Origin of the sequence: Streptomyces sp. 4N509B, from assembly GCF_052245655.1 — a bacterium.
Taxonomy (GTDB): domain Bacteria; phylum Actinomycetota; class Actinomycetes; order Streptomycetales; family Streptomycetaceae; genus Streptomyces.
In genome coordinates this window covers 55,799-79,311 of sequence record NZ_JBQQBZ010000018.1, presented here as the reverse complement: position 1 = coordinate 79,311, position 23,513 = coordinate 55,799, and the positions used below count along the sequence as shown (strand labels likewise).

At 73.6% G+C, this 23,513-nt stretch carries 19 protein-coding genes, 1 tRNA gene and 1 pseudogene; 10 read left to right on the top strand and 11 right to left on the bottom strand.

Annotation, left to right across the window (positions count from 1 at the left end; all coding sequences use genetic code 11):
• Positions 1-58 precede the first annotated feature (58 nt).
• Positions 59-667: an NADPH-dependent FMN reductase gene (locus ACTWP5_RS17950; protein ID WP_443221992.1), complete on the bottom strand. Its 609-nt coding sequence runs from the start codon at positions 665-667 to the stop codon at positions 59-61.
• 152 nt (positions 668-819) lie between these two features.
• On the opposite strand from ACTWP5_RS17950, the gene ACTWP5_RS17945 reads away from it, so the two are divergent.
• The 3 genes from ACTWP5_RS17945 to ACTWP5_RS17935 all read left to right on the top strand — a co-directional run bounded on the left by ACTWP5_RS17945 (position 820) and on the right by ACTWP5_RS17935 (position 3,765).
• Positions 820-1,674: a helix-turn-helix domain-containing protein gene (locus ACTWP5_RS17945; RefSeq protein ID WP_443221991.1), complete on the top strand. Its 855-nt coding sequence runs from the start codon at positions 820-822 to the stop codon at positions 1,672-1,674.
• Positions 1,675-1,831: 157 nt separating this feature from the next.
• The gene (locus ACTWP5_RS17940; RefSeq protein WP_443221990.1) at positions 1,832-2,593 is read left to right on the top strand and encodes a sugar phosphate isomerase/epimerase family protein; all 762 of its coding nucleotides are present in this window, start codon (positions 1,832-1,834) and stop codon (positions 2,591-2,593) included.
• A gap of 44 nt (positions 2,594-2,637) precedes the next feature.
• Positions 2,638-3,765: a Gfo/Idh/MocA family protein gene (locus ACTWP5_RS17935; RefSeq protein ID WP_443221989.1), complete on the top strand. Its 1,128-nt coding sequence runs from the start codon at positions 2,638-2,640 to the stop codon at positions 3,763-3,765.
• A gap of 43 nt (positions 3,766-3,808) precedes the next feature.
• Here ACTWP5_RS17935 and ACTWP5_RS17930 read toward each other — a convergent pair whose 3' ends face one another.
• From ACTWP5_RS17930 to ACTWP5_RS17910, 5 genes are read right to left on the bottom strand one after another with little or no spacing between them, the layout of a single operon-like run.
• Positions 3,809-5,887: a DUF2264 domain-containing protein gene (locus tag ACTWP5_RS17930; protein WP_443221988.1), complete on the bottom strand. Its 2,079-nt coding sequence runs from the start codon at positions 5,885-5,887 to the stop codon at positions 3,809-3,811.
• Positions 5,884-6,870 carry a hydroxyacid dehydrogenase gene (locus tag ACTWP5_RS17925; RefSeq protein ID WP_443221987.1) on the bottom strand — a complete coding sequence of 329 codons (987 nt, stop codon included), beginning with the start codon at positions 6,868-6,870 and terminating at the stop codon, positions 5,884-5,886. Before ACTWP5_RS17925 ends, ACTWP5_RS17930 begins: the two co-directional genes overlap by 4 nt.
• A 47-nt stretch (positions 6,871-6,917) precedes the next feature.
• Positions 6,918-7,814 carry a carbohydrate ABC transporter permease gene (locus ACTWP5_RS17920; RefSeq protein ID WP_443221986.1) on the bottom strand — a complete coding sequence of 299 codons (897 nt, stop codon included), beginning with the start codon at positions 7,812-7,814 and terminating at the stop codon, positions 6,918-6,920.
• Positions 7,811-8,782: a carbohydrate ABC transporter permease gene (locus tag ACTWP5_RS17915; RefSeq protein WP_443221985.1), complete on the bottom strand. Its 972-nt coding sequence runs from the start codon at positions 8,780-8,782 to the stop codon at positions 7,811-7,813. Before ACTWP5_RS17915 ends, ACTWP5_RS17920 begins: the two co-directional genes overlap by 4 nt.
• Positions 8,779-9,957: an ABC transporter substrate-binding protein gene (locus tag ACTWP5_RS17910; RefSeq protein WP_443221984.1), complete on the bottom strand. Its 1,179-nt coding sequence runs from the start codon at positions 9,955-9,957 to the stop codon at positions 8,779-8,781. The genes ACTWP5_RS17915 and ACTWP5_RS17910 overlap by 4 nt, the downstream gene beginning before the upstream one ends.
• Here ACTWP5_RS17910 and ACTWP5_RS17905 point away from each other — a divergent pair.
• From ACTWP5_RS17905 to ACTWP5_RS17895, 3 genes are all read left to right on the top strand, one after another.
• A complete protein-coding gene (locus ACTWP5_RS17905; RefSeq protein WP_443221983.1) occupies positions 9,956-10,111 on the top strand; it encodes a hypothetical protein in 156 nt (51 codons plus the stop codon). The genes ACTWP5_RS17910 and ACTWP5_RS17905 overlap by 2 nt on opposite strands.
• A gap of 120 nt (positions 10,112-10,231) precedes the next feature.
• Positions 10,232-11,362: a substrate-binding domain-containing protein gene (locus tag ACTWP5_RS17900; RefSeq protein ID WP_443221982.1), complete on the top strand. Its 1,131-nt coding sequence runs from the start codon at positions 10,232-10,234 to the stop codon at positions 11,360-11,362.
• A 45-nt stretch (positions 11,363-11,407) separates the two neighbouring features.
• Positions 11,408-11,492: transfer RNA gene (locus tag ACTWP5_RS17895), tRNA-Leu, on the top strand.
• A 333-nt stretch (positions 11,493-11,825) separates the two neighbouring features.
• Here ACTWP5_RS17895 and ACTWP5_RS17890 read toward each other — a convergent pair.
• Positions 11,826-11,990: a hypothetical protein gene (locus ACTWP5_RS17890; protein WP_443221981.1), complete on the bottom strand. Its 165-nt coding sequence runs from the start codon at positions 11,988-11,990 to the stop codon at positions 11,826-11,828.
• Positions 11,991-12,052: 62 nt separating this feature from the next.
• Here ACTWP5_RS17890 and ACTWP5_RS17885 point away from each other — a divergent pair.
• Positions 12,053-12,178: pseudogene (locus tag ACTWP5_RS17885) on the top strand (SDR family NAD(P)-dependent oxidoreductase); the annotation flags it as partial.
• A gap of 40 nt (positions 12,179-12,218) precedes the next feature.
• Here ACTWP5_RS17885 and ACTWP5_RS17880 read toward each other — a convergent pair.
• From ACTWP5_RS17880 to ACTWP5_RS17865, 4 genes are all read right to left on the bottom strand, one after another.
• Positions 12,219-12,359 (bottom strand): hypothetical protein, encoded by a 141-nt coding sequence (locus tag ACTWP5_RS17880; protein WP_443222041.1) that lies wholly within the window; start codon positions 12,357-12,359, stop codon positions 12,219-12,221.
• Between the two features lie 286 nt (positions 12,360-12,645).
• Positions 12,646-13,092, bottom strand: a complete 447-nt coding sequence (locus ACTWP5_RS17875; protein ID WP_443221980.1) for an RICIN domain-containing protein — start codon at positions 13,090-13,092, stop codon at positions 12,646-12,648.
• 1,546 nt (positions 13,093-14,638) lie between these two features.
• Positions 14,639-16,171: an MFS transporter gene (locus tag ACTWP5_RS17870; protein ID WP_443221979.1), complete on the bottom strand. Its 1,533-nt coding sequence runs from the start codon at positions 16,169-16,171 to the stop codon at positions 14,639-14,641.
• A 66-nt stretch (positions 16,172-16,237) separates the two neighbouring features.
• Complete coding sequence (locus ACTWP5_RS17865) at positions 16,238-16,672, bottom strand: SAM-dependent methyltransferase (protein ID WP_443222034.1); 435 nt, start codon at positions 16,670-16,672, stop codon at positions 16,238-16,240.
• Positions 16,673-16,818: 146 nt separating this feature from the next.
• Between ACTWP5_RS17865 and ACTWP5_RS17860 the strand changes: the two genes are divergently transcribed.
• From ACTWP5_RS17860 to ACTWP5_RS17850, 3 genes are all read left to right on the top strand, one after another.
• Positions 16,819-19,617, top strand: a complete 2,799-nt coding sequence (locus ACTWP5_RS17860; protein ID WP_443221978.1) for an ATP-binding protein — start codon at positions 16,819-16,821, stop codon at positions 19,615-19,617.
• 258 nt (positions 19,618-19,875) lie between these two features.
• Entirely contained in the window at positions 19,876-20,697 is an 822-nt protein-coding gene (locus tag ACTWP5_RS17855; protein WP_443221977.1) for a MerR family transcriptional regulator, read from the top strand.
• A gap of 498 nt (positions 20,698-21,195) precedes the next feature.
• Positions 21,196-23,238, top strand: a complete 2,043-nt coding sequence (locus ACTWP5_RS17850; protein ID WP_443221976.1) for an NACHT domain-containing protein — start codon at positions 21,196-21,198, stop codon at positions 23,236-23,238.
• Positions 23,239-23,513: the final 275 nt, after the last annotated feature.

Sequence of the window (23,513 nt, the reverse complement as noted above, 5' to 3'; positions counted from 1 at the left end):
ACGCCGCCCCGCTCGCCCGCCCCCGCGCCGCCCGGCCGCCACCCGCCCCGGCGCCGGCTCAGACCCCCGCCAGGGGCCGCACGCCGCGAGCCGTCCGCAGCGCCGTGCCCCACCAGGCCAGCTCCTCCAGCATCAGCCCGGCCGCCTCGTTGGCCTCCTCCGGCTCCTTCAGGTTCCCCTCACCGTCGAACAGCAGGTAGTAGCGGGGGAAGATGACGCCGTTGCGCACCGGGTGCGCGTAGAGCTCCCCGAAGACCTGCTTCAGCTGCTCGATCGCGAGCAGGGCCCCGCTCATCCCGCTGTAGCCGACGAATCCGACCGGCTTGGCCTGCCACTGCGTGAAGTGCCAGTCGATGGCGGACTTCAGCGCCGCGGGGAAGCTGCGGTTGTACTCGGGAGTGATCACGACGAACGCGTCGGCGGCCTCCAGCCGCCGCGTGAGCTCCGCCATCTCCGGCGGGCGCCGGTAGGCGTCGCCCGCCATCTTCGGTGACTCGGCCGGCAGCGCCAGCGGCAGCGACTCCCGCGCCAGGTCGATCACGTCCACCTCGAACCGGGCGTCCCCCGCGAGCCGGTCGGTGTACCACCGGGCGACGACGGGGCCGAAGCGGCCCTCGCGGACGCTGGCCAGGATCACCGCGAGCTTCAGGGGTGCGTTGTCGGACATGGGTCACCTTTCACGGTCCACTGCGGAAACGAACGTCGGCGCCGTGCCGACGGACTCCACCGTCGCCCCGGAAGCGAGGGCGAGGGAGACCGGGCCAAGGGTGGTAGTGACAGGGCCACGATGCGGCGTGCCGGGCCTGTTACGTTCGAGGGGTGTGCACCGCCAACGAACTCGGCATCTTCCTGCGGTCGCGCCGCGAGGCCGTGACGCCCGCCCAGGTGGGGCTGCCCGCCGGTTCACGGCGCCGCACCCCCGGCCTGCGCCGCTCGGAGCTGGCCATGCTCGCGGGCGTCAGCGTGGAGTACCTGACCCGCCTCGAACAGGGCCGCGACCGCCGGCCCTCCGCCGCGGTGCTCGCCGGCCTGGCCGACGCGCTGCGGCTGCCCCTGACGGAGCGGGTGTACCTGTACCGCATCGCGACGGCCGACGACGGGTTCAGCTGCACGGGTCCGGGCGCGGGCGCGCCCCCGACCCGCAGCGTGCGGCCCGTCGTGCGCGAGCTGCTGGCCCGGCTGGAGCCCACCCCCGCCGTCGTCCTCAACCGCCTGGGCGACGTCCTCGCCCACACCGCGGGGCTGCGGGCGCTGGCCGAGCCGGTCGGCCTGCTCGACGGCGACCGGCCGAACCTGGTCCGCTTCGTCCTCTCCGACCCGCGGGCCCGCGTCGCCTACCCCGACTGGGACCACGTCGCCGACGAGCAGGTCGCCCTCCTCAAGGAGGGTCCCTACGGCAGCGACCGGGAGGTCGCGGAGCTGGCCGACGAGCTGACGGTGACGGCGGGGGCGGCCTTCACCGACCGGATCGTCACCCTCGTCGGACCGCTGCGCTCCAGCGGGGTCACCCGCCTGCGCCACCCGGAGGCGGGCGAACTGCGCCTGGCCTACGAGATGTTGACGCTCCCCGAGGACGACCAGCGGCTGGTCACCTACCTCCCCGCCGACGACGCCACGGCCGCCGCGCTCGACGAGCTCACCGGCCGCCGCCCGCGCGCGCTGCGCGCGGTCTGAGGCGTCGCCCGCGGCGCGCCCCGCGATGCCTTCGCACACCGCGGGGATGGATGAGCACGTCGTGCCTGCTGCGGGCCCTGTTGCCTAAGTCAACAAAGGCGGTCATCGTCCTTCTCGGATCTCCTGCACCTCGTGACGAAGACGGGAAGGAACGACCATGGCCAAGGCGCCGCCCCTGGGCGTCCAGCTCTACACCGTCCGCACCGCGCTCGCCGACGACCGCGACGCGACGCTCGCCCGCGTCGCCGACATCGGCTTCACCACCGTGGAGCCGTTCGACCCCACCAACGACCCCACCGGATTCCGGCGCACCGCCGACGCGTTGGGGCTGACCGTCACCAGCGTCCACGCCATCCAGCTGCTCGACGGCGACCCGGCCGCCGTCCTCGACGCCGTCGCCACCCTCGGCAGCGGCCTGGCCATCGTGCCGGCCGGCATCCCCGCCGAGGAGTTCACCACCCGCGACGGACTCGCCCGCGTCGCCGACCTTCTCAACGGCCTCGCCGAGCACGCCGCCCGGGCCGGCATCCGGCTCGGCTACCACAACCACTGGTGGGAGCTGGAGCCGTTGATAGAGGACCGCCACGCGCTGGAGGTCCTCGCCGAACTCCTCGCGCCCGAGGTGGTGCTCCAGGTCGACACGTACTGGGCCGCCGTCGGCGGGGCGGACGTGCCGGCGCTGCTGCGCCGCCTCGGACAGCGCGTGGTGTCCCTGCACGTCAAGGACGGCCCCGCCGGGCGGGGCAGCACCACCGCGCCGCAGGTGGCCGTCGGCGCGGGCGCCATGCCCGTGCCCGAGATACTCGGCGCCGCCCCGCCCGAGGCCCAGTGGGTGGCGGAGCTCGACTCCTGCGCGACCGACCTGTTCGACGCGCTCGCCGACTCCTACGTCTACCTGAGCGAACTGGTGGCCGCGTGACGAGCACAACGAGCGGAGCGAACACGGCGAAGGGAACGGACGCGGTGAGCGGAGCGGGAGCGGCGAGGCGCGGCGGGCCGGTCGGCGTGGCCGTCGTCGGGGCGGGCGTGATCAGCGGGGCGTACCTGCGAACCCTGCGCGGCTTCCCCGACATCGCCGTGCTGGGCGTGGCCGACCTCGACGTCACCCGGGCCAAGGCCGCGGCCCACGAGCACGGCGTGCCGGTCGCGGGCGACGTCCCCACCGTGCTCGCGATCCCGGAGGTCGAGATCGTCGTCAACCTCACCGTGCCCGCCGCCCACGCGGCCGTCGCCTCGGCGGCGCTGCGCGCCGGGAAGCACGTGTACGGGGAGAAGCCGATCACCACCACGCCCGAGGAGGGCCAGGCGCTGCTGGCCGAGGCGGCGGCCCGCGGCCTGCTCGTCGGCAACGCGCCCGACACGTTCCTCGGCGCCGGGATCCAGTCGGCGCTGCGGGCCGTGCGCGCCGGTGTGATCGGCACGCCGGTGGCCGCGACCACGGCCGTGCAGAGCCTGGGCCCAGAGGGCTGGCACCCCGACCCCGCGTTCTTCTACCAGCCGGGCGGCGGGCCGCTGTACGACCTCGGCCCGTACTACCTCACCGCGCTGGTGGCGCTCTTCGGGCCCGTCGCCACCGTGGCGGCCACCGCGACGCGGGCGCGGGAGGAGCGCGTGACCGGCAGCGGGCCGCGTGCGGGGGAGGTCTTCCCCGTCGCGGTGGCGACGCACGTGACGGCGCTGCTGGAGTTCGCCTCGGGACCGGTCGCCCAGTCGGTCTTCAGCTTCGACTCGGCGGTCGGCCGGATCGCCTTCGAGGTCACCGGCAGCGAGGGCACCCTCGCCGTGCCCGACCCGAACACCTTCGAGGGCCCGCTGCGGGTGCGGGCCAACGGCTCGGACGAGTGGCGGGAGCTGCCCGTGGCCGGGACCACCGCGGGGCGGGGCCTCGGCGTGCTGGACATGGCGCGGACGCTGCGGGGCGGCGGGCCGCACCGCGCCTCCGGCGCGCTCGCGCTGCACGTGCTGGAGACGATGGCGGCGATCGCGGACTCCGCCCAGGGGCGCGCGTTCCGTGCCGTTCCGCCGCTGCCGCGGGAGGCGGTGCCGGCCGCGCTGCCCGAGGGCTGGGACCCGACCATCCCCGTGACGTAGCGCCCTCGGTGAGGGGGTGAGGGTGTCCCTGCCCCCGGGCGGCTCAGGCCGCCGGAGGCAGGGACACCTCGGTGGTCAGGCCGTCGGACCAGGTCACCACCACCGTCGCCGCGCCGTCGCCGTCGCCGTGGCCGTCGCCCTCGCCGGTTCGCCCGCCGACGGCGACGGTGACGGCGGGGTCGGCGGCGTCGGCCGCCCGGGGGGAGCGGGTCAGCACGACGGCCGCCGCGAGGACCTCGCCCAGCGGCAGCGGGCCCGTCGTCGCCAGCCACGGGATCGCGGTCCACGCCCCGAGCGGGCTGGTGTCGCGCTCCACCGTGACGCCCGCGCCGCCCGCCTCCTCCGCGCCCAGGCCGAGGAGGGGAACGAGGCGCGAGTGCAGGCCCGCGGCGGTCGTCGCGCGCGCCCCCGGGCCCGTGCTCGGGCGGCTGTCGGAGGCCACCGGCCAGCCGCCGATCCGCACCGCCCGCCCGCCCGCCGACCTCCCCTCGGCGTCGCCGTCCCCGCCGGCGTCCACCCGGGCGAGGCGGACCTCGACGCCGTCACGCACCACCGAGGCGACGGTGACGACGGGCCCCGGCGTGACCGCGCCCGTGTAGCCGTACCCGTGGTCGTGCTCCCGCGGCGTGGCGGCCACCCAGCGGACCCGGCCACGGGAGGCGGCGGCCAGGACGCCGCCCGGCAGCCGCTCGGCGTAGAGCGTCTCGAAGCCGGAGCGGTGCGTGGCCCGCCCGTGGTCGTCCAGGACGACCACGGCGTTGTCCACCGGGTCGGCGACGGACGGGCCCGTCAGCGGCGGAACGGTCGCGGTGGAGTACCCGAGGCGCGCGTAGATCGGGGAGTCGGCCCAGTCGGCGCCCGGCGGGGCGTGGTCCGTGCCGTGGTTGAGGACGATCGTGACGTCGTCCTCCCGCCGCGCGGCGAGCAGCCACCCCGGCGCGGCGACGACCCGCGCCACCGGCTCCTCCTCCACCGGCAGCGGCCGTTCGACGGCCGTCCACACCGGGTGGTCGGCGGGCAGCGCGAGGCCCAACATGCCCTTGGACGCCCAGTACGGCGAGGCGGGCCCCGAGTAGGTCTGCCGCATCGCGGGCCACGGCCCGTGCCAGCCCAGGCTCAGCAGCCCGTCGCCGTCCGGCGCGCCGTGGTGGGCGAAGTGGCGGACCATGCCGCTGGCGGCCCGGCGCGTCAGGCCCGGCGCCGGGCCGCCGACGCCGGCGAGGGCGCCGACCCACAGGGGCGCGGCGGCGGCGAAGCGGTAGACCAGGCTGCGGCCCTGGAGCAGCGGCGAGCCGTCCGCGCCGACCATCCGCACCGCGTCGTCCAGGTACCGCGCCAGGTCCGCCGCCCAGGTGGCGCGGAGCGCGGGCGGGCAGAGGGTGCCGGTGACGTCGAAGAACTCGGTCCACAGCAGCGGGTAGAGGTGGAGGGCCCACCCGGCGTAGTGGTCGTAGGCGCGTTCGCACGAGCGGTCGGTGAGCCAGCCGTCGGCGCGGCGCAGCGAGGCGTGCAGGGCCAGGTCCGCCTCGACGTCCTCGGGCGACCACTCCCCGCCCGCCTCGCGCAGGAAGGACTCCACGACGACGCGGAACCACAGCCAGTTGTTGGGCGGGTAGGGCTGGCCGACGACGGTGCCGAACCAGGCCAGGACGCGGTCGCGCACGGCGTCGTCGAGCAGGTCCCACAGCCAGGGGCGGGTCATCTGGAGCACCAGCGCGAGGGAGGCGGCCTCGACCTTGGCCTGGCCGAGCAGGTCGGGGCGGGGCCAGTACTCGGGGTGCCCGGGATCGGTGCCGGCGGCCAGGCCGGCGGCGTAGCGCTCCAGCCAGCCGGCCGGGTCGGCGCCGCGTTCGCCGACGACGCGGAAGCCGGCCAGGAGGAAGCTGCGGGCGAAGCCCTCCAGCCCGTCGGAGTCGGGCCCCGACAGGCTGGCGGGCCCCGGCGGCGCGTAGCGGGCGCCCGCGGGGGAGCGGTGGCGGTCGAGGCCGGCGAGCATCCGGTCGGCCAGCTCCTCCCAGTGCCGGCGGGTCCAGCCGGTGTACGGCGAGCGGCGCCGGTCCTCCGGCGGGGTGGTGCCGGCGGTCGCGCCCGTCGAGTCGTCCGTGGTGTTGTCCGTGGTCATGCCTGTACCGCCAGGGTCTGGGGGGTGACGGGATCCACCGGCGGCAGGCCGGCGGCGTAGCGTTCGAGCTCGGTCAGGGCCGCGTCGGCCATGCGACGGGTCTCGGAGCCGAGCGAGCCGGCGACGTGCGGGGTGAGCACCACGTTCGGCAGCTCGTAGAGGGGCGACTCGGGGGGCAGCGGCTCGGGCTCGGTCACGTCGAGGACGGCGTGGAGCCGGCCCGACAGGCACGCCTCCTCCAGCGCTGCCGTGTCCACGAGCGCGCCCCTGGCGGTGTTGACCAGCACGGCGTGCGGCGGCAGCGCGGCCAGCTCGGCGCGGCCGATCAGGTGGCGGGTCGCGGGCAGCGCCGGCGCGTGGAGGCTGAGGACGTCCGCCCGCGGCAGCGCCTCGGCGAGGGTGACGGGCTCGGCGCCGGCCGCCTCGATCCGCGCGGGATCGGCCACGGGGTCGACCACGAGGACCCGCGCCAGGTCGAGCTGGCGCAGCAGCGCCGCCACCCGCCGCCCGACCCGGGAGAAGCCGACCAGCGCGACGGTGCGGTCGCGCCCGCTCAGCTCGCCCCGCCGCTCGCGGAACGCGGCCCAGTCGGCGCGGTGGCGGCGGGCGTCGGCCGCGAGGAACGGTGCCTTCTTGAACGACCACAGCACCGCCGCGAGGGTGTAGTGGGCGACGGGCTCGGCGTTGGCCTCGGCCGCCGTGGTCACCAGCGCGCCGCGGGCGAAGACCGCCTCGCCCACGTGGTGGCGGACGGAGCCGGCGGCGTGCAGCACGGCCCGCAGCCGGGGCGCGTCGGCCAGCACCGCCTCGTCCAGCGGGGGGCAGCCCCAGGAGGTGACCAGCACCTCCACCTCCGCGAGGCGGCGCCGCACGGCGCGGGACCGCAGCTCGTGCGCGGCCAGGGGCTCGCCGAGCGTGGCGGTGGCCCGCAGCCGCGCCAGCTCCGCCGCGCCGAACTGGGTGCGCAGCACCTCCTCGTCCATCACCAGCATCGTCTCCGGCCGGCGCGGCCCGCGACGTGGCGGGGCCGTCACCGCAGGCTGCCCGTCGCCAGGCCGGAGCGCCACTGGCGTCGCAGCACGACGAAGGCGGCGACCAGCGGCACGACGGCGAGCAGCGAGCCGGTGATCACGAGCGGGTTGTACTGCGGGAACTGCGTCACGCGGGTGCTCCACTGGTAGAGGCCGAGGGTCACGGGGAAGAGGTCGGGGTCGGTCAGCATCACCAGGGGGAGGAAGAAGTTGTTCCAGATGGCGACGAACTGGAAGAGGAGGATCGTGACCACGCCGGGCCGCATCATCGGCAGGGCGATGGTGAGGAACGTCCGCAGCTCCCCGGAGCCGTCCACGCGGGCGGCCTCCAGCACCTCGTCGGGGACGGCGGCCTCGGCGTAGGCGCGGGCGAGGTAGACGCCGAAGGGGTTGGTCAGCAGCGGCAGGAAGACGGCCCAGAAGGTGTCGACCATCCGCAGCTCGCTCGCCAGGAGGTACAGCGGCAGCGCGAGCGCGGTCGTGGGGACGAGGACGCCGGTGAGGGTGACGGCGAAGAGCAGCCGACGGCCGGGGAAGTCGAGTTTGGCGATGGCGTAGCCGCAGGCGGCGCAGACCAGGGCGCCGATCAGCGCGCCGAGTCCGGCGTAGAGCAGCGAGTTGCGCACCCAGGACAGGAAGACGCCGTCCTCCTCGGCGAGGAGGTCGTCGATGTTGGCCGCGAGGTTCCAGTCGGCGAACTCGAACGCCGAGGTGGTGGAGAAGTCGCCGACGGACTTGGTGGCGGAGGTCAGCAGCCACACCAGCGGCAGCACGCTGTAGAGCGTGGCGAGCACGAGCACGGTGTAGACGGCGCCGCGCGAGGTCCAGCGGGAGCCACCACGGGCGGCGGACGCGGACGCGCGGCCGGGGGTGGGGGTGGGTGTGGTCGCGGTCATCGTGACCTCCGGGGGGTCCCGTGCGTCCTGGTGCCGCGGGTGGCCAGCCGCATGACGAGGGCCGACAGCGCGGCGCAGGCCGCGGCCAGCAGCAGCGACGCGGCGGCGGCCCGGCCGTAGTCGTTGCCGGTGAACGCCGACTCGTACACGTACAGGCTCGGCGTCCAGGTGCTGCTGACCGAGCCGGTGACGGTGCGCAGCACCAGCGGCTCGGTGAAGAGCTGGAGGGAGCCGATCACGGTGAACACGAGGGCGACGAAGACGCTGGGGCGGATCAGCGGGACCTTCACCGCGAGCGCCGTCCGCACCGCGCCCGCGCCGTCGACGCGGGCGGCCTCCAGCAGCTCGCGGGGGACGGTCCGCAGCGCGGTGTAGAAGATGATCGTGTTGTACCCGAGCCACTGCCAGGTCGCGATGGTCACGATCGACGGCAGGATGCCGGCGCTGCCGAGCGGGTCGTAGGGCAGCAGGTCCTCCAGGGGCCCGATGTCGGGACTGTAGAGGTAGGCCCAGATGACGCCGCCGATCACGCCCGGCACGGCGTACGGCAGGAAGACGGCCAGCGACCAGACCTGCTTCAGGCGGACCGTCGCGCTGTCGAGCAGCAGCGCCAGCAGCAGGGCGCCACCCAGCATGACGGGGACGTGGAGGGCGGCGTAGCCGGCGACGTTCCCGGCGCCGTCGAGGAAGGCGGGGTCGGTGAGGACCTCGGCGTAGTTCCCGAGCCAGACGAAGACCTCGTGGGGGCCCTCGAAGCCGAGGCCCGAGAGCTTCTCGGTGAAGAGGCTGAGGTAGAGCGCGTAGCCGACGGGCACGAGGACGGTGCCGAGCAGCAGCAGCGTGAACGGGCCGACGAGGACCGCCACGGCCAGCCGGGAGCGGCGCCCGCGCGCGGTGGGGCGGCGGGAGGCGGTGGAGGACGTGGTGGGGGAGGGCGCGGTGGCGGGGTCGGGGGTGACGACGGTCATGCCGGGCTCCCGTGGGTGGAGGCGTCGCGCACGGCGAGGCCCCGGTCGCGCATGTCGTCCAGGGCCGAGGCGTGGACGCGGCGGACGGCGTCGGGGAGGGTGGTGGCGCCGGTCGGGACGCCGCCGAACTCGTCGCGGACGGTCGAGAACAGGCCCAGGGCGTTGGGGCCCCAGGTCCACGGCGGGACGCGGTCGGCGGCCTCGTCGAGGACCTCGTAGACCGGGTCGCCGAGGAAGTAGCCGCCCTGGTAGACCCGCCGGGCCACCGCGCGGTTGGGCAGGTAGGCGGGGAAGGGGGAGGTGAAGGTGGCGCCGATGCGCGGCACCTCGGGGTCGGTGCTCAGCCAGCGCAGGAACGTCAGTGCCGCCTCGGGCACCGCGCTCTCCTCCGATATGCCGAACGCGGTACCGCCCTGCACGCCGTTGGCGGGCTCGCCGCCCCAGGTCGGCATCGTCGTCACGGCCCAGCGGCCGGTGTCCTCGGGAACGGACTTGGCCAGGGTGCCGACGCTCCAGGAGGCGCCGAGCAGGCCCCACAGCCGGCCCTCGTGGATGGCCGCGATCCACTCCTGGGTGCCGGTGGGGGTGGAGCGGACCAGGCCGGAGGAGATCATCTCCTGCCAGTACGAGGCCGTCCGCAGCGTGCCCTCCCCCTCGATGTCGACCACCCACGTCTCGTCCTCGATCCGCCACCACGGGTCGCCGGTCTGCCAGCACATGCCGGCGAAGAAGGAGCCGTCGTTGGTGGGGAAGGTGGTGAGGCGGGCGCCGGGGTCCGCCCGGCGCACGGCCCTGGCGGCCTCGCGGAACTCCTCCCAGGTGCGGGGCACCGGGATGCCGTGCCGGTCGAGGAGGTCCTTGCGGTAGTAGAGGACCATCGGGGCGAGGTCCATCGGCACCGCCCAGGTGCGTCCGCCGGGGCGGACGCCCTGCCAGGCGGCGGGGGAGTAGCCCTCGGCGAGGTCGGCGACGTCGTCGGTGATGTCGCGCAGGCCGCCGCTGACCATGAGCTGGACCAGACCCTGGTACTCGACGTGCAGGATGTCGGGCGCGTTGTGCGCCCTGATCGCGTTCGTCTGCTGCGCGTAGCCGCCGGAGAGGCCGGCCGCGATCACGCTCAGTTCGACGTGGACGTCGCTCTGGGCGGCGTTGAAGGCGGCGACGTACTGGTCCATGCCCGTCATCCACGACCAGACCGTGACCCGCGTGGCGCCCGAGGCCGTCGTCGTCGAGCCGCAGCCGGTGAGCGACGCGCCCGCCGCCGTGGCCGCCGCGACGCCGACCGAGGCTCGCAGGAACGTCCGACGCGAGCAGGCACGTGAGCGGTGAAGCGTCATGACGTACACCTCCTCGTGGGGTGTGGTGCCCGCCACTTGATACGTGTGCGATAGTTCGGGGTCAATCAGCCTGAAGGAAAACGATCAGAATCGATCAGAAACGAAGGTGACGATGGAGGGTCGCGCGACAGCACAGGGTGCGCTCGCCGTGGACCGGCAGGAACGCATCCTCGCCGCCGTCCGCCACCACGGCACCGTCCGCCTCGCCGACCTCGCCCAGCACCTGGGCGTCTCCGCCGTCACCGTGCGGCGCGACGTCACCGCGCTCGCCGACCGCGGCCTCGTCGCCCGCGTCCACGGCGGCGTCACCCTCCCCTACCCACCGCAGCGACCGGGGCCGCGACGCGCCGCGGGCGCACTGGTCGGGATGGTCGTCCCCTCCGTCGAGTACTACTGGCCGCACGTCATCCACGGCGCCCAGGCCACCGTCGCCGCCGCCGGCGGTCGGCTGGTGCTGCGCGCCTCCCGCTACGAGGCCGCCGAGGACCGCCGCCAGGTCGGCAAGCTGCTGGAACGCGGCGTCGACACGCTCCTGGTGGCCCCCGCCACCGGCGGCAGCGCCGGCGTGGAACTGCTGCGCTGGCTCGGCTCCCTGCCCGTGCCCGTCGTGCTCGTCGAACGGCTGCCCCCGCCCGAACTCCCCACCCTCGCCCTCGACGCCGCCACCACCGCCCACGCGCTCGGCGCGGGACTCGCCGTCCGCCACCTCGTCACGCTCGGCCACCGCCTCATCGCCCTGGTGACCAGCCGCACCAGCCCCACCAGTCGCGCCCTGCGCGCCGGCTGGCGCGAGACCGTCGCCTCCCTCGACCTGCCCCCGCACGACGGCCTCGCCCACGACGTCCCGCACTACGGCGCCCCCGGCTGGGCCGTCGCCTACGACGCGGTGCTCCGCCGCTGCCGCGAGCGAGGCGCCCACGCCCTGCTGGTCCACTCCGACCGCGAGGCCGTCGGCATGGTCGAACGCGCCCGCGACCAGGGCATCGCCGTCCCGGGCGAGCTCGCCGTCGTCTCCTACGACGACGAGGTCGCCGCCGCCTCCGACCCACCGCTGACCGCCGTCCGCCCGGACAAGCACCGCCTCGGCGCCCTCGCCGCCGACCTCGCGCTGGCCCGCTCCGCCACGCCCTCGGCCGAGCGACCCGTCCACCGCACCCAGCTGTGGCCCACCGTCGTCGTCCGCGACTCCTGCGGCGCCCACCTCGCCGAGGGCGCGCGAGGGGCGGGCGCGGTATCGCGGTGAGACCACCCGCTCGGTCTTGGTATCGTTGACCCCGGAAAACACCTCGTCCGGGTGGCGGAATGGCAGACGCGCTAGCTTGAGGTGCTAGTGCCCGATTAAGGGCGTGGGGGTTCAAGTCCCCCCTCGGACACTCACAGAGGCCCCAGCTGAGCTGGGGTTTTTCTGTTGTCGAAGGCTCTCGGAAGCCCTTCGTGGCCAACCGCGTGGCCAACGGAAATGATCTTGCTGATCAGCTGACCGTGGCCAGCCCGATCCGTGCGGCACTGGCACTGGCCAGCTTCTTGGCCGAGTCGGCCCGGCGGCGGCCGTAGGCCCTCATGCTGTAGCCGGGGCTGTGCTGGCGAGCGTTCGCCGCGACCTCCACAGGGTTCTCCCCGGCGTCGAGATCGTTGTTGGTCTTGCTGGCGCGGGCGTCGTGGAGCCGGAAGCTGTCGGGCGGGTCCAGGCGGTTGCGGACCGTGCGTCAGCGGGCTGTCACCTTGTCGGGGTCCTGGGGACCGCCGGCACGGTCGGCAGCTCGCAGCCGCCAGCCGTCCCGGGCGAACACCAGGTCGTGGTCCGTCCATGCTTCTCCGAGGCGGTCCTTCTCTCTGTCCTGTCGCTCCTTCTGGATCTTGAGGACGCCCATGAGGGACTGGTCGACGTAGATGATCGGTTCGTCGTCTCGCTGTCTGCTGACAGGGTGACGCCATGGAACTGGGCCTTGCGGGGAAAGCGGCCTTCATCACCGGAGGTAGCAGCGGTATCGGGCTGGCCATCGGCCGGGCACTGCGGGGAGAGGGAGCGGCGGTCACCGTCTGCGGGCGGAATCCGGAGCGGCTCAAGGAATCCGGACTGCCCGGTATCCAGGCGGACGTCACCGATCCGGGCGACGCTTGCCCGGGCCGTCGACGAGGCGGCCGGGCAGATGGGCGGTCTCGATCTGCTGGTGGCCAACGCCGGCGGTGCGTACGGGGGGCGGGCTGCTGGACTCGACGCCCGAAGACTGGCTGCGCACGTACGAGCGGAATGTGCTGCATGCCGCCCATGCCATCCGCGCCGCGGTGCCGCCGGGAAAGGCCGGCACCCACCGCCCCGAACCTGTGGGGCCGGGGCCCCGGCAGGGGCACCAATCCCGTTGTCGAGCACTTCCGGACACGTCACGGGTGTACTGCACCCCTGTCGGGAATCCCATTACCCCGCGACAACCGTCCGAACTCCATTCCGCCGGGATGGAAAAAGGGAAAGCCGCACCTCTTCCGGTCCCGCAAGGGGCGGCTCCGCGGGTGTCCCGCCGGCGGCGATCAACGCCACCAGCGCTGGTACTCCCCACCGTTGCAGGCGTGGGCGTACACGTCGTGGATGAAGTTGCTGTCCAGGCACCTACCGGTGGCCAGGTTGATGAACTCCCTCGTCGCGCCGCCGTCGTGGCTCCGCTCCAGCCATGCCTGCCAATGCCCGCCGTTGCAGCCGAGGGTGTAGACGTCGCCACTCGCGTTGCTGTCCAGGCACAGTCCCGTGGCCGCGTTCCGCAACTCGAGGTCTCCCTGCGGACTCACCGTCGTTGTCCAGTTCTGGTAGTTCCCGCCGTTGCAGTTGATGGCGTAGACCTCGCCCCTGGCGTTGCTGTCCAGACACAGGCCCGTGGCCACGTTCCGGTACCGGCCCGTGTCAGCCGCGGCGGGCGTGGATGTCCCCGCCACCAGCGCACCGACCAGGCCGATGATGACGAGTAAGGTCCGGAACCGCATGACCGATCCTCCGGCCCTGGCCGGACGAGTCGGGGTGTCGCTCGGGGCGGGGCCGTGGCCCGTTTCACGCACCTGCAGGGCCGTGCGCGCGTACCGGATGCTGGAACCGGCGAGGAAGGTGCGGACGGAGGACTTCATGGCTTCTCTCCACTCTCGGCGATGATGAGCCTGACCGCATGAGCCATGGCAGCTCCCGCTCTCTCAGAGGTGCCGCACTCCCGCGCGGTGTGTCCGAGGGCGACGCCGCCACCGCATGGGTGTGGCCGGCGGACAGGGGGCGGCCTGGCCGTGCTGGCGGACTGTCAGCTCCACGCTTACCCACCGGGCAGAGCAGCGAGTCCTCGGCCGGAGGCGTACCCCGCGGCTGCCACAGCGGAGTTCACACGGGACCCGCCCTTGCCCGGCAGGTCTCCGGCTTCCGCGTGATGCCTGCCCCTTCACCCCTCTGCGGGGTGGGTCGCCCCGGTGGCTGCCTACCGTCAGGGCGGTGAGGCGCTCTGATCGACGCGCGGGTGTTGAAGGGCCGCGGTTCGCGGGTCGATCCGCGCTGGGAGGACGCTGTCCGCCGGGTGGTGGCCGCGTCGGCCCCGGACTCGACGCCCACCCGCTCAGCCCTGCTGCGCCGGGGCACCGAACGGCTGGAGGCCGACCGATGGCGCCGGTCACCTGCCGCTGGGTGCCCATCCAGCTGACCGTTGCCCAGAACCTGTTCCCTCTCCGCATCGTCGGGCTGCGGGTGACCGCGTACTCGACGAAGGCGGTGGATGTCGCCGGGGTGTTGTTCGAGGCCCTGTGCCCGCCGCTTCAGGACGCCACCCGCCCCGCGCTGGCTCCCTACCACGGGGTGTTCGACGAGGTGTCTTCACCGAGGACACGCCGCGGCCGGGCCGGGGTTTGTGTCCACCCGAGACGCTGGTCATCGATCACGGGCGGGCGTTCATGTCGACCCACGTCATCAGTGTCTGCACCCGGCTGGGGATGTCGATCCAGCCGGCTCAGCCGAAGAAGCCGACGGACAAGCCGACCGTCGAGCGGTTCTTCCGCACTGCGGGAAGGGCTGAATCCACCACCTGCCCGCCTACAAGGGGCCCGATGTCCACAGCCGCGGCGAGGGGATCGAGGACCAGGCATTAGTGGATCAGCGAGGTCCATCACCGCGGCAGCCACGAGGGGTGGGCCAGGACGAGCAGAGCCGGCCGGCCGACCGGAAGCCTGCGCCGCCGGGTTCCTGGCTCACGGCGGCGGGTCGCGAGCAGGCCGGCCAGGTGTCTCAGCGCCGAGCCGGACAGATCGATCCCGGATGGGTGGACAAGCACGACGAAGCTCCTGGTCGGGGGGTGGTCTTGGTCGTGAACTCGTCGACCAGGAGCTTCGCCACGTCGCGCACCCGGGCCGCCCGCCCACCAACACTGCTGCACCGCAGGTCGGGAAGGGCTCAGTGAGATGCCCTCCATGACGGTCATCCCCTGCCTGTGCAGACGGAGCCCCGCCAACGTATCCGCGCCCCTCGCGGACGGACGCCGTGAGCCCCGTCATGAGGACACGTTCAGCTGTCGTTCGCCGCCCGGCCGGGCCCCAGCGCGAGGATCGCCACGGCGGTCAGCGCCAGCAGCACGGCCGAGACGAGGTACGCGACGGCGTATCCGTCGACGAAGGCGTCGACGGCGACCTGGCCGAGGCGTTCGCCGTGGGCTCCGAGGCGCTCGGCGACGGTCTGCGAGACCGCGAGGGACTCCTGGGCCGCGTGGACCGCCTCGGGCGGCAGGCCGGCCGGGGCGTTGTCCGAGACGCCCTGGCGGTAGCCGTCGTTGAGGAGGCTTCCGAGGACGGCGATGCCGAGGGTCCCGCCGACCTCGCGGGCGGCGTCGTTGACGGCGGAGGCGACGCCCTGCTTGTGGCCGGGCAGGGAGTCGACGATGGAGGTGGTGGCCGGGGTGGTGGCCAGGGCCATGCCCGCGCCGATCGGCAGCAGCCCGGCGAGCACCAGCCAGTACGAGGAGCCGGCGTCGAGGCGGGCAAGGACCAGCACGCCCGCCGTCATGAGGGCCAGCCCGATCCCCGCCGCCCGGCGCCGGCCGATCGTCGCGACGATGTGCGGCGCGCGGCGCGACAGGCCGCCGAGCACCAGGCCCATGGGGGTCATCGCCAGCCCGGCCTGCAGCGCGGTGTAGTCCAGGATGAGCTGGAGGTACTGCAGGACGACGAAGACCATGCCGAAGAAGACGAAGAACTGGACGGTGATGGACAGCACCCCGGTGGCGAAGCCGCGCACCCGGAACAGCCTCGGGTCGAGCATGGGGTTGGCTGTGCGCAGGCTCCAGCCCAGCCACAGCGCGCCGGCGAGCACGCCGACGGCGAACGCGGTCAGGGTGCCGGCGTCGGTCCAGCCGCGGTGCGGGCCCTCGATGGTGCCGTAGACGATCCCGGCCAGGCCGAGCGAGGAGAGTACGCCGCTGACGGCGTCGATGCGCGGCGCGGCGGCGTCGCGCGAGTCGGGTATGACGGCGACCGCGGCGACGAGCGTCAGCGCGGCGAGGCTGCCGCCGAAGACGAAGATCGACGGCCAGGCGAACCACTCCAGCAGCAGCCCGGAGGTCAGCAGGCCGAAGACGGCGCCGGCTCCGGCGACGCCGATCCACGCGCCGACCGCCTTGCCGCGCTCGGCCGCGGGGAAGGAACTGGTGATGATCGACAGGGTCGTCGGCATGACCAGGGCCGCGCCGACCCCGGAGAGCCCGCGCAGGACGATGATCGCGTCCGGCTCGTCCACGGCGCCCGCGCCGAACGCCCCCGCCGCGAACAGCGCCAGGCCGGCGATCAGGACGGGTTTGCGGCCCAAGCGGTCGCCCAGCGCGCCCGCGGGGAGCAGGAGCCCGGCGAACACCAGGGCGTAGGCGTCGACGATCCACTGCAGTTGGGTCTGGTCGGCGCCGGTGTCCTGCGCGAGGCCGGGCAGGGCGACGTTCAGCGAGGGAACGGCCGACACCACGACGGCGAGTGAGACCAGGACGACGGGGAGCACCCCGCGTCTGGGCGTGGTCGAGGTGGGCGGGGGTGCGGCGGTCTGTGGAGTGGACACGATGAGTCTCCCGGGACGGGTGGACGGGAACGGGGACGAGGACGGGGGAGGGGACACCGAGGCCGGTCAGTAGTAGTCGCGCATCAGCTCCGTGGCCCACTCCGGCTGCCGGACCGCGCCCAGCGCCCCGAACTCGGCCATGTAGGGCTTGATGTCGAGCACCGGCGTGCCGTCGATCGCGTCGAGGCCGGCGACGTGAACGTCAAGACCCTCGACGGAGACCAGGCGGCAGCGCGAGACCCCGAGTCGGTTCGGGCGGTTCTTGCCGCGCTGCGCGAAGATCCCGACGGGCGGCCAGCCGGGGTTGCCCCGGGGACGCCGGGCCCCGGTGCTCACGTCCTCCGGGGCCACGAGGTGGAACGCGAACACCACCTCGATGTGGGAGAACTCCGCGAGCCCGAAGAGGGATTCGCCGCCGAACGCGTCGGCGTCCAGCCGGATGACCGCACGCTCGGCGCCCCAGTCGTCGTCGTACGGTTCCGGCCGGCCACCGACCACCATGCCTACGGGCTTCACCTGCACGAACGCCTCCTCCGGTAGCGCGGGCCGACGTCTCGACGCTAGGCGCGGGCACCACGGCGGCGGATCTGTCACGGGTACCGGGAATGACCGGGGCACCCGGTCCCGGGCATCGGTATGTTGGGGCCGTGATCCACGGACGTGAGGGGGAACGGGCGCGCCTGGCGGGCCTGCTCGCCGCCGCGGCCGGGGGGCGCGGCCAGGCGGTGGTCGTCCGGGGCGAGCCCGGCATCGGCAAGTCCACGCTGCTGGACTACGCGGCCGGGCTCCACGGCGCGGGGCCGGTCCTCCGCACCACCGGCACCGAGGCAGAGGGCGACCTGCCCTTCGCCGCCCTCCACGCCCTGCTGCACCCGGTCCGGCACCGGATCGACGCGCTTCCCGCACCGCAGTCCGGCGCGCTGCGCGCGGCGTTCGGCCTGGCCCCCGCGCGCGACGGCGACCGCTTCCTCGCGGGGCTCGCCGTGCTGACGCTGCTCGCCGACCTCAGCGACGACGGGCCGCTGCTGTGCCTGGTCGACGACGCCCAGTGGCTGGACCAGGCATCCGCCGACGCGCTGCTCTTCGCCGTCCGCCGCCTGAACGCCGAGCGGATCGCGGTCGTCTTCGGTGCCCGCGGCGGCGACCGTCCCTTCCCGGCGGCCGGCGTCCCGGAGATGGTCCTGGCGGGACTCGACGCCGAACAGTCGGTGGCGCTGCTGGCCGAGCGGTGCGGCGAGATCGCCCCCGCCGTCCGCGACCGCGTCATCGCGGAGGCCGAGGGCAGCCCACTCGCGCTGATCGAACTGTCCGGCATGCTCGGGCCAGAGGAACGCGCGGGCAGGGTGCCCGCGCTCACCCTCTACACCGAGGCCGCCACCCCGGCGGGCCGCGTCGAGACCGCCTACCGTGAGCGCATCGCCGCCCTTCCCGAGCGCACCAGGACCCTGCTGGCCGTCGCCGCCGCCGACGGCACCCGCGGACTCGACCTGATCCTCCGGGCGGCGGGCCGCCTGGCGGCCGTCGCCGCCGACCTGGAGCCGGCCGAGCACGCTGGCCTGGTACGCGTCGGAGCGGACGTGCTGGCCTTCCGACACCCGCTGGTCAAGGCCGCGGCCTACCGGGGCGCACCGCTGTCGGTCCGCCAGGCGGCGCACCGGGCGCTCGCGGCCGAGCTGGGCCGCGGCGGCGCCGAGGACGACCGCGACGGCGCCGAGGATCGCCGCGCCCACCACCTGGCCGCCGCCGCCACCGGCGTCGACGAGGACCTGGGTCGCGTCGTGGAACACGCCGCCGACCGCGCGCTGCGCCGCGGCGCCCCGGCCGTCGCCGCCTCCGTCTTCGAGCGGTGCGCGCAGCTGAGCGCCGACCCCGAACTGCGCGCCGGGCGGCTCGCCGCGGCCGCCGAGGCCGCGGCCGCCGCCGGGCAACTCGACCGGGCCGGCCGGCTCGCCGCCCGCGGCACCCGGCTCACCGCGCGCCCGGAGGTGGCGGCGCGCCTGGCCGCCGTGACCGCCGCCCTGGAGTTCGAGCAGGGCAACGCCGCGGCCGCCGGCCGTATCGCCGCCGACGCCGCCGAGACCACGGCCGCGACCGCTCCGGAACAGGCGGTCGCCCTGCTCGGCGCGGCCGCCGGATACGCCTGGTTCGCCGGGGACCGCGAGGTCCTGCGGCGGGCCAGCCACCTCATGGAGACCGTACAGCGGCACAGCGGCGTTCCGCTGGGCACCATCCCGTCGGTCGTACGAGGCACCGAGCTCCTGCTGGCCGGCGACCACACCGCCGGTCTCGAACTGCTGCGGGCATCGCTGGCCGCCGCCGGATCATCCGTGCCCGCCGACCTGCTGGCGGCCACCTACACCGTGTTCGCGGCGCTGCGGACCGGCGGGGACTCCGAGGCGCTGGCCGCGGCCGACGAGCTGACGCGGATCTGCCGGGCCCAGGGCCAGATCAGTGAACTGACGCATGCCCTGCAACTGAGAACCCAGGCATGGATCGTCCTCGGCCGCATCCCCGAAGCCGAGGCGGACGCGGCCGAGGCGCTGCGCATCACCGACGCCATCGGGCACACCCGGCGGGCCCGCGACATCCGGGGCGTCCTGTCCCTCGCGGCGGCGATCCAGGGCGACGAGGGGCGCTGCGAGGAGCTGGCCCGCAACGGCACCGACGGTGGCCGGGCACCGGGCGCTTCCTGGGGTGGCTACGCTCTCGGGCTGCTGGCACTGGGCCTGGGGGACCACCGCCTGGCCGCGGACCGGCTGACCGCCCTGCGAGCGGGACCCGTCGGGCACACGGTGATCGTCCGCTTCGCGCTCCCCAGCCTGGTCGAGGCGGCCGTGCGGCTCGGCGAGCCGGGCCGGGCCGCTGAGCCGTTCGCCCGGTTCGAGAGCTGGGCCCGCAACAGCGCGCGGCCGTGGGCGCTGGCGGTCGCCGAACGGTGCCGCGCACTGCTGGGCGCGCCCGAGCACACCGAGAAGCACTACCTCGCCGCCCTCGACCACCACGAGCACGCCACCCGCCCGTTCGAGCACGCCCGCACCCTGCTGCTCTACGGCGAGTGGCTGCGCCGCGCCCGAAGACGGAACGACGCGGCGCCCCGGCTGCGCGCCGCCGCGAAGATCTTCCAGGACCTCGGCGCCTCCCCCTGGTTCGACCGCGCGGTCGCCGAACTGACCGCCATCGGCGCCACACCACGCGGCACGGCCCCCGCCCAGGCCGTCGACGAACTCGCCGCCCTCACCGCCCAGGAACGCCAGGTGGTCCTGCTGGCCGCCACCGGCGCGACCAACCGCGAGATCGCCACCCACCTCTTCCTGAGCCACCGCACGGTCGGCTACCACCTGTACAACGCCTTCCCCAAGCTCGGCATCACCTCGCGCACCGAACTCTCCCGCTTCAGCGGCGCGACAGGTCAGGGGCCTGACCGCGATCCGCGATCGGGCCCCTGACCTGGAACAGTCGCCTTGCCGTCCACGACTGACCGGGGCATCTCCCAGTCCCCGCCCGGACAGGGATTGCAGATCAGACGTCGTCTCCGCCGAAGGAACTCAGAGGACGTCCCACGTGGTGGTGCCTCGTCGCGGACCGTTCGCTTGACGGACACCCCATGCGGCTGCGCCGATGAAGCTCCGCGGTCTCGCCGCCCCGCGGTCGCAAAGTAACTTCTTGACTCTCACACCGTGTCAGGCGGTCGACTCGGAGACATCATGTTCACCATCGGAGACTTCGCCCGGCACGGCCGCGTCTCAGTCCGGATGCTGCGTCACTACGACGCGACGGGTCTGCTGCGCCCGGCCCACGTCGACCCCGCCAGCGGCTATCGCTACTACGCTGCTGCTCAGCTCGCCCGCCTCAACCGGATCATCGCCCTCAAGGACCTCGGATTCACCCTCCAGCAGGTCCAGGACATCGTGGACGAGAAGGCCAGCGCCGAGGAACTGCGCGGCATGCTGCGGTTGCGGCGGGCCGAACTGGAGACGGCCATGGCTGACGCGGGAGCACGGCTGGTCCAGGTCGAGGCGAGGCTCCGAGCGATCGAGAGCGAGGGGCAGATGCCCACGAACGACGTTGTCATCAAGAGCGTCCCCACTGTCCGGGTGGCGGAGCTGACCGCGACCGCCGCGAGTTTCGAGCCGAAGGACATCGGCCCGGTCATCGGGCCGCTCTACGACGAGTTGCTGCGCCGCCTGGGCTCGGCGGGCGTCACGCCCACGGGCCCCGGTGTCGCCTCCTACGAGGACGCCCCGGAGGGCGGCGGCAGGATCGTCGTCCACGCCGCCGTCCAGGTCTCCGCCCCGCTCCAGGACGGCGCCTTCCGGGTCCTCGACCTGCCGTCCCTCGAACAGGCCGCGACCATCGTGCACCGCGGTTCGATGGACACCGTGCTCCCGACCGCCCAGACCCTGGCGCGCTGGATTGATGCCAACGGCTACCAGTCGATCGGCTACCCCCGGGAGGTCACCCTCGAATGCCCCGAGAACCGTGACGACTGGGTGACGGAACTCCAGGCGCCGGTGACTGGGGCCTGACCAGGCGCGCCCGAGCCTGACGCGGATCACGTTCTGGCAGTGGGAGACCGTCGCGGCTCCCACTGCCCGACCCTTCAGTCATGGGGGCTTCTGCGGCAGGTCAGGGCGTGCGGCGCGGCCAGGCAAGGGCGAGGGCGTGCGAGCCGGCTCGCTGGTATCGGACCGTGAGGCGGCGACAGGCGAACGGCCAGGCGATCGACCGCTCGGTCGTCCAGCGGTGCCGGCCGAGCCGTTCCCCCGATGCGGTCCCCGGGCGTGGGATGCGCGGGAGGAGCCCGCGTGCGCGCAGCCTGGTTGGTGGTCGGCCAGGAGTACGCAGGATCCGCGCGGCCTTCGCGGGAGTCAGGGAGCAGACGAACATCCACCACCGGTCTCGGACAGCCGCGCTCCTCCAGCCGAGCAGTCCGTTGCATTCGTCGAACACGTTCTCCCTGTCCCGGGGATGATGGGGGCATGGGGACTGGGCGTGTCGCTCGATGGGTGCTGGGTGGAGTGGCCATGGCGGCCCTCATGGTCGTGGCGACGGTGGGCGTGTGGGCGGGGACCGGCGACGTCGATCCAGCTGGGGCCGTGCTCGCGACGGTCGGTCTCCTCGTCGCCCTGTGGGGCGGCTATCTGGCGCTCGTGGCGGTGCGCTGGCAGGACGGCGACACCGCCGGGCTGGCTGACCGGCTGGCGGTCGAGGTGCGGAAGCGGGAGGAGGAAGCCCGGCAGCGACTGCTGGGAGGCAGCGACCGCACCATCAACGTGACGTTCGCCTTCGTGCCCGCCCCGGCCCACAACGCGAGCGGTGCGCGACCCAGCGGCACGCTGGAGGACGTCGCCGACTACTACCGGGCGCTGCGCCCGGGACGCCTGGTGATCACGGGGGCGCCCGGGGCGGGGAAGACGGTGCTGGCGCTCCACCTCATGCTGCTGCTCCTGGCCGACCGGGCCGCGGGGGGCCCCGTCCCGGTGCGGTTGTCGCTCTCCTCCTTCAACCCGGGCCAACAGGCCCTTGAGGAGTGGCTCGTCGGCCATCTGGCCAGGGCTTACCGACTGCGCCCCGCGGCCGCGTCCGCCCTCGTGGACGCGCGGCTCGTGCTGCCCGTACTCGACGGCCTGGATGAGATGGATTCCGCGGAATCCTCGCAGCGCAGCCTGCGCGCCGCGGCGGCGGTGGAAACGATGAACGCGTACCTGGAGGGCACGATCAAGAGCCAGCTGGTCGTGACGTGTCGGTCCGCGACCTACGCGGCGCTGGAGTTGGCGGAGACGTGGGCGCAGGACGCCGCCCGAGTCGACATCGCCCCCGTCACCGCCGCCGCCGCGCGGGCCTTCGTGGCCTCCCGCTCCCGCACCCCGGCACGGTGGGACCCGGTTCTGGACGCGATGGACGCTGACCCGGCCTGCGCCCTGGCGTACGGTCTGTCGACGCCATGGCGACTGACCATGGCGGTCGTCGTCTACGACGAGCGTCGCGAGGACGGCACCTGGATCCGGGATCCTGTGGAACTTCTCCATCCCGGACTACGGACGCTCGGGGACATCAGGGATCATCTGCTGGACCTCTTCGTTCCCGCCACCATCCGCTCCCTTGCCTCGGTACCTGGAAAGAGGCACCCCGTCCCGTACACCGTGCGGCAGGTCCGTGTGTGGCTGACCGTTCTGGCCAGTTATCTGAACTCGAACGTCGTCACCCAGCGGAGCGTAGCGGGTCGCCTCCTTCCGAGCGCGGACCTCGCTGTTCACGAACTCTGGCCACTGGCCGGTCTCCGGCGTGCCCGCATCGTCCACGTCGCCCTGTTCCTCGGGACGATATCCGTTGTCACGCTGCCTTTCCTGATGCTCTCCGGTGGGGGAGAGTACATCGTCGTTCTGGTGGTTCTCGGTCTGTTGATCAGCGTGGTGGCAACGTCCAAGAGCCCCGCGTATCCCTTGGTTCTGAGGTTTCACCCCCCGCGCCTGAGAACTCGCGGTGGGAGATTCCGACTGAGGCTCGCACTGGGGTTTGGTCTCGCCATCGGAATCGCGGTGACCGGTGTCACCCTGGGGATCAGCGGAGAAGAGCCCGCGAACGGGATCTGGCTCGGGGCGATGAACGGGATCGTTGGCGGGTTCGTCATCGTGTTCCTGGGTGGGCTGGAGAAAGCGGTCCCCAGGGTGGAGGATTCCGCGGTGAGCGATCCCACCCTGCCGCGTCAGATCGTGCTGGATGATCTGGTCCAGGCCGTCGTGTTCGCCACCATCTTCGGACCTCTTTCCGCGTTCAGGGCGGAGGATGGGCTTGTTTTCGGGATCATCCTCGGGATCTCGATGATCTTCCTCGCGGCCCCCGTCGGCATGCGGTACGTGGCGTTCCTGTTGTGCACGCGCCGTTGGTGGTCCGATCAGTGGTTGCCCTGGCGGCTGGCGCGGTTTCTCGACTGGTGCTGCGATGCTGGCCTGATGCGGCGGACGGCAGGCATCGCCTACCAGTTCCGTCACCGCGAACTCCAGGACTTTCTCGCCCGCGCGCGGCCTGACTCCCGTGACTTTGGAGGCGGCCCAGCGGGCTCCTGAGTCACGCGGCTACGCCGGCAGCCGGGCGGTGGGATCAGCGTGTCGGGAGTACACGACGGGGTGGCTTCGTTGGTTCTCAGAGGACTCTGAACTCAGCTTCCGTGAAGCGGTGGCTGGCCGTCAGATCAGAGGAGTTCGCGCAGGCGGATGACCGCCTGGCTCTGGTCCGGATCGACCCTGGAGTGTGGAAGGGCACCGTCCGCCTCCTCCTCCCCGACATCCCCTCCCCACACGCAGCAGACAACCGCACCCTTAACGCAGGGCATGAACTCACG

Bases quoted from the DNA above. Each gene is read 5' to 3' on its own strand.
- ACTWP5_RS17950 (WP_443221992.1), bottom strand. From the start codon at position 667: ATGTCCGACAACGCACCCCTGAAGCTCGCGGTGATCCTGGCCAGCGTC.
- ACTWP5_RS17940 (WP_443221990.1), top strand. From the start codon at position 1,832: ATGGCCAAGGCGCCGCCCCTGGGCGTCCAGCTCTACACCGTCCGCACC.
- ACTWP5_RS17930 (WP_443221988.1), bottom strand. From the start codon at position 5,887: ATGACCACGGACAACACCACGGACGACTCGACGGGCGCGACCGCCGGC.
- ACTWP5_RS17925 (WP_443221987.1), bottom strand. From the start codon at position 6,870: ATGGACGAGGAGGTGCTGCGCACCCAGTTCGGCGCGGCGGAGCTGGCG.
- ACTWP5_RS17920 (WP_443221986.1), bottom strand. From the start codon at position 7,814: ATGACCGCGACCACACCCACCCCCACCCCCGGCCGCGCGTCCGCGTCC.
- ACTWP5_RS17915 (WP_443221985.1), bottom strand. From the start codon at position 8,782: ATGACCGTCGTCACCCCCGACCCCGCCACCGCGCCCTCCCCCACCACG.
- ACTWP5_RS17905 (WP_443221983.1), top strand. From the start codon at position 9,956: ATGCCCGTCATCCACGACCAGACCGTGACCCGCGTGGCGCCCGAGGCC.
- ACTWP5_RS17910 (WP_443221984.1), bottom strand. From the start codon at position 9,957: ATGGACCAGTACGTCGCCGCCTTCAACGCCGCCCAGAGCGACGTCCAC.
- ACTWP5_RS17900 (WP_443221982.1), top strand. From the start codon at position 10,232: ATGGAGGGTCGCGCGACAGCACAGGGTGCGCTCGCCGTGGACCGGCAG.
- ACTWP5_RS17890 (WP_443221981.1), bottom strand. From the start codon at position 11,990: ATGGGCGTCCTCAAGATCCAGAAGGAGCGACAGGACAGAGAGAAGGAC.
- ACTWP5_RS17875 (WP_443221980.1), bottom strand. From the start codon at position 13,092: ATGCGGTTCCGGACCTTACTCGTCATCATCGGCCTGGTCGGTGCGCTG.
- ACTWP5_RS17865 (WP_443222034.1), bottom strand. From the start codon at position 16,672: ATGGTGGTCGGTGGCCGGCCGGAACCGTACGACGACGACTGGGGCGCC.
- ACTWP5_RS17855 (WP_443221977.1), top strand. From the start codon at position 19,876: ATGTTCACCATCGGAGACTTCGCCCGGCACGGCCGCGTCTCAGTCCGG.
- ACTWP5_RS17850 (WP_443221976.1), top strand. From the start codon at position 21,196: ATGGCGGCCCTCATGGTCGTGGCGACGGTGGGCGTGTGGGCGGGGACC.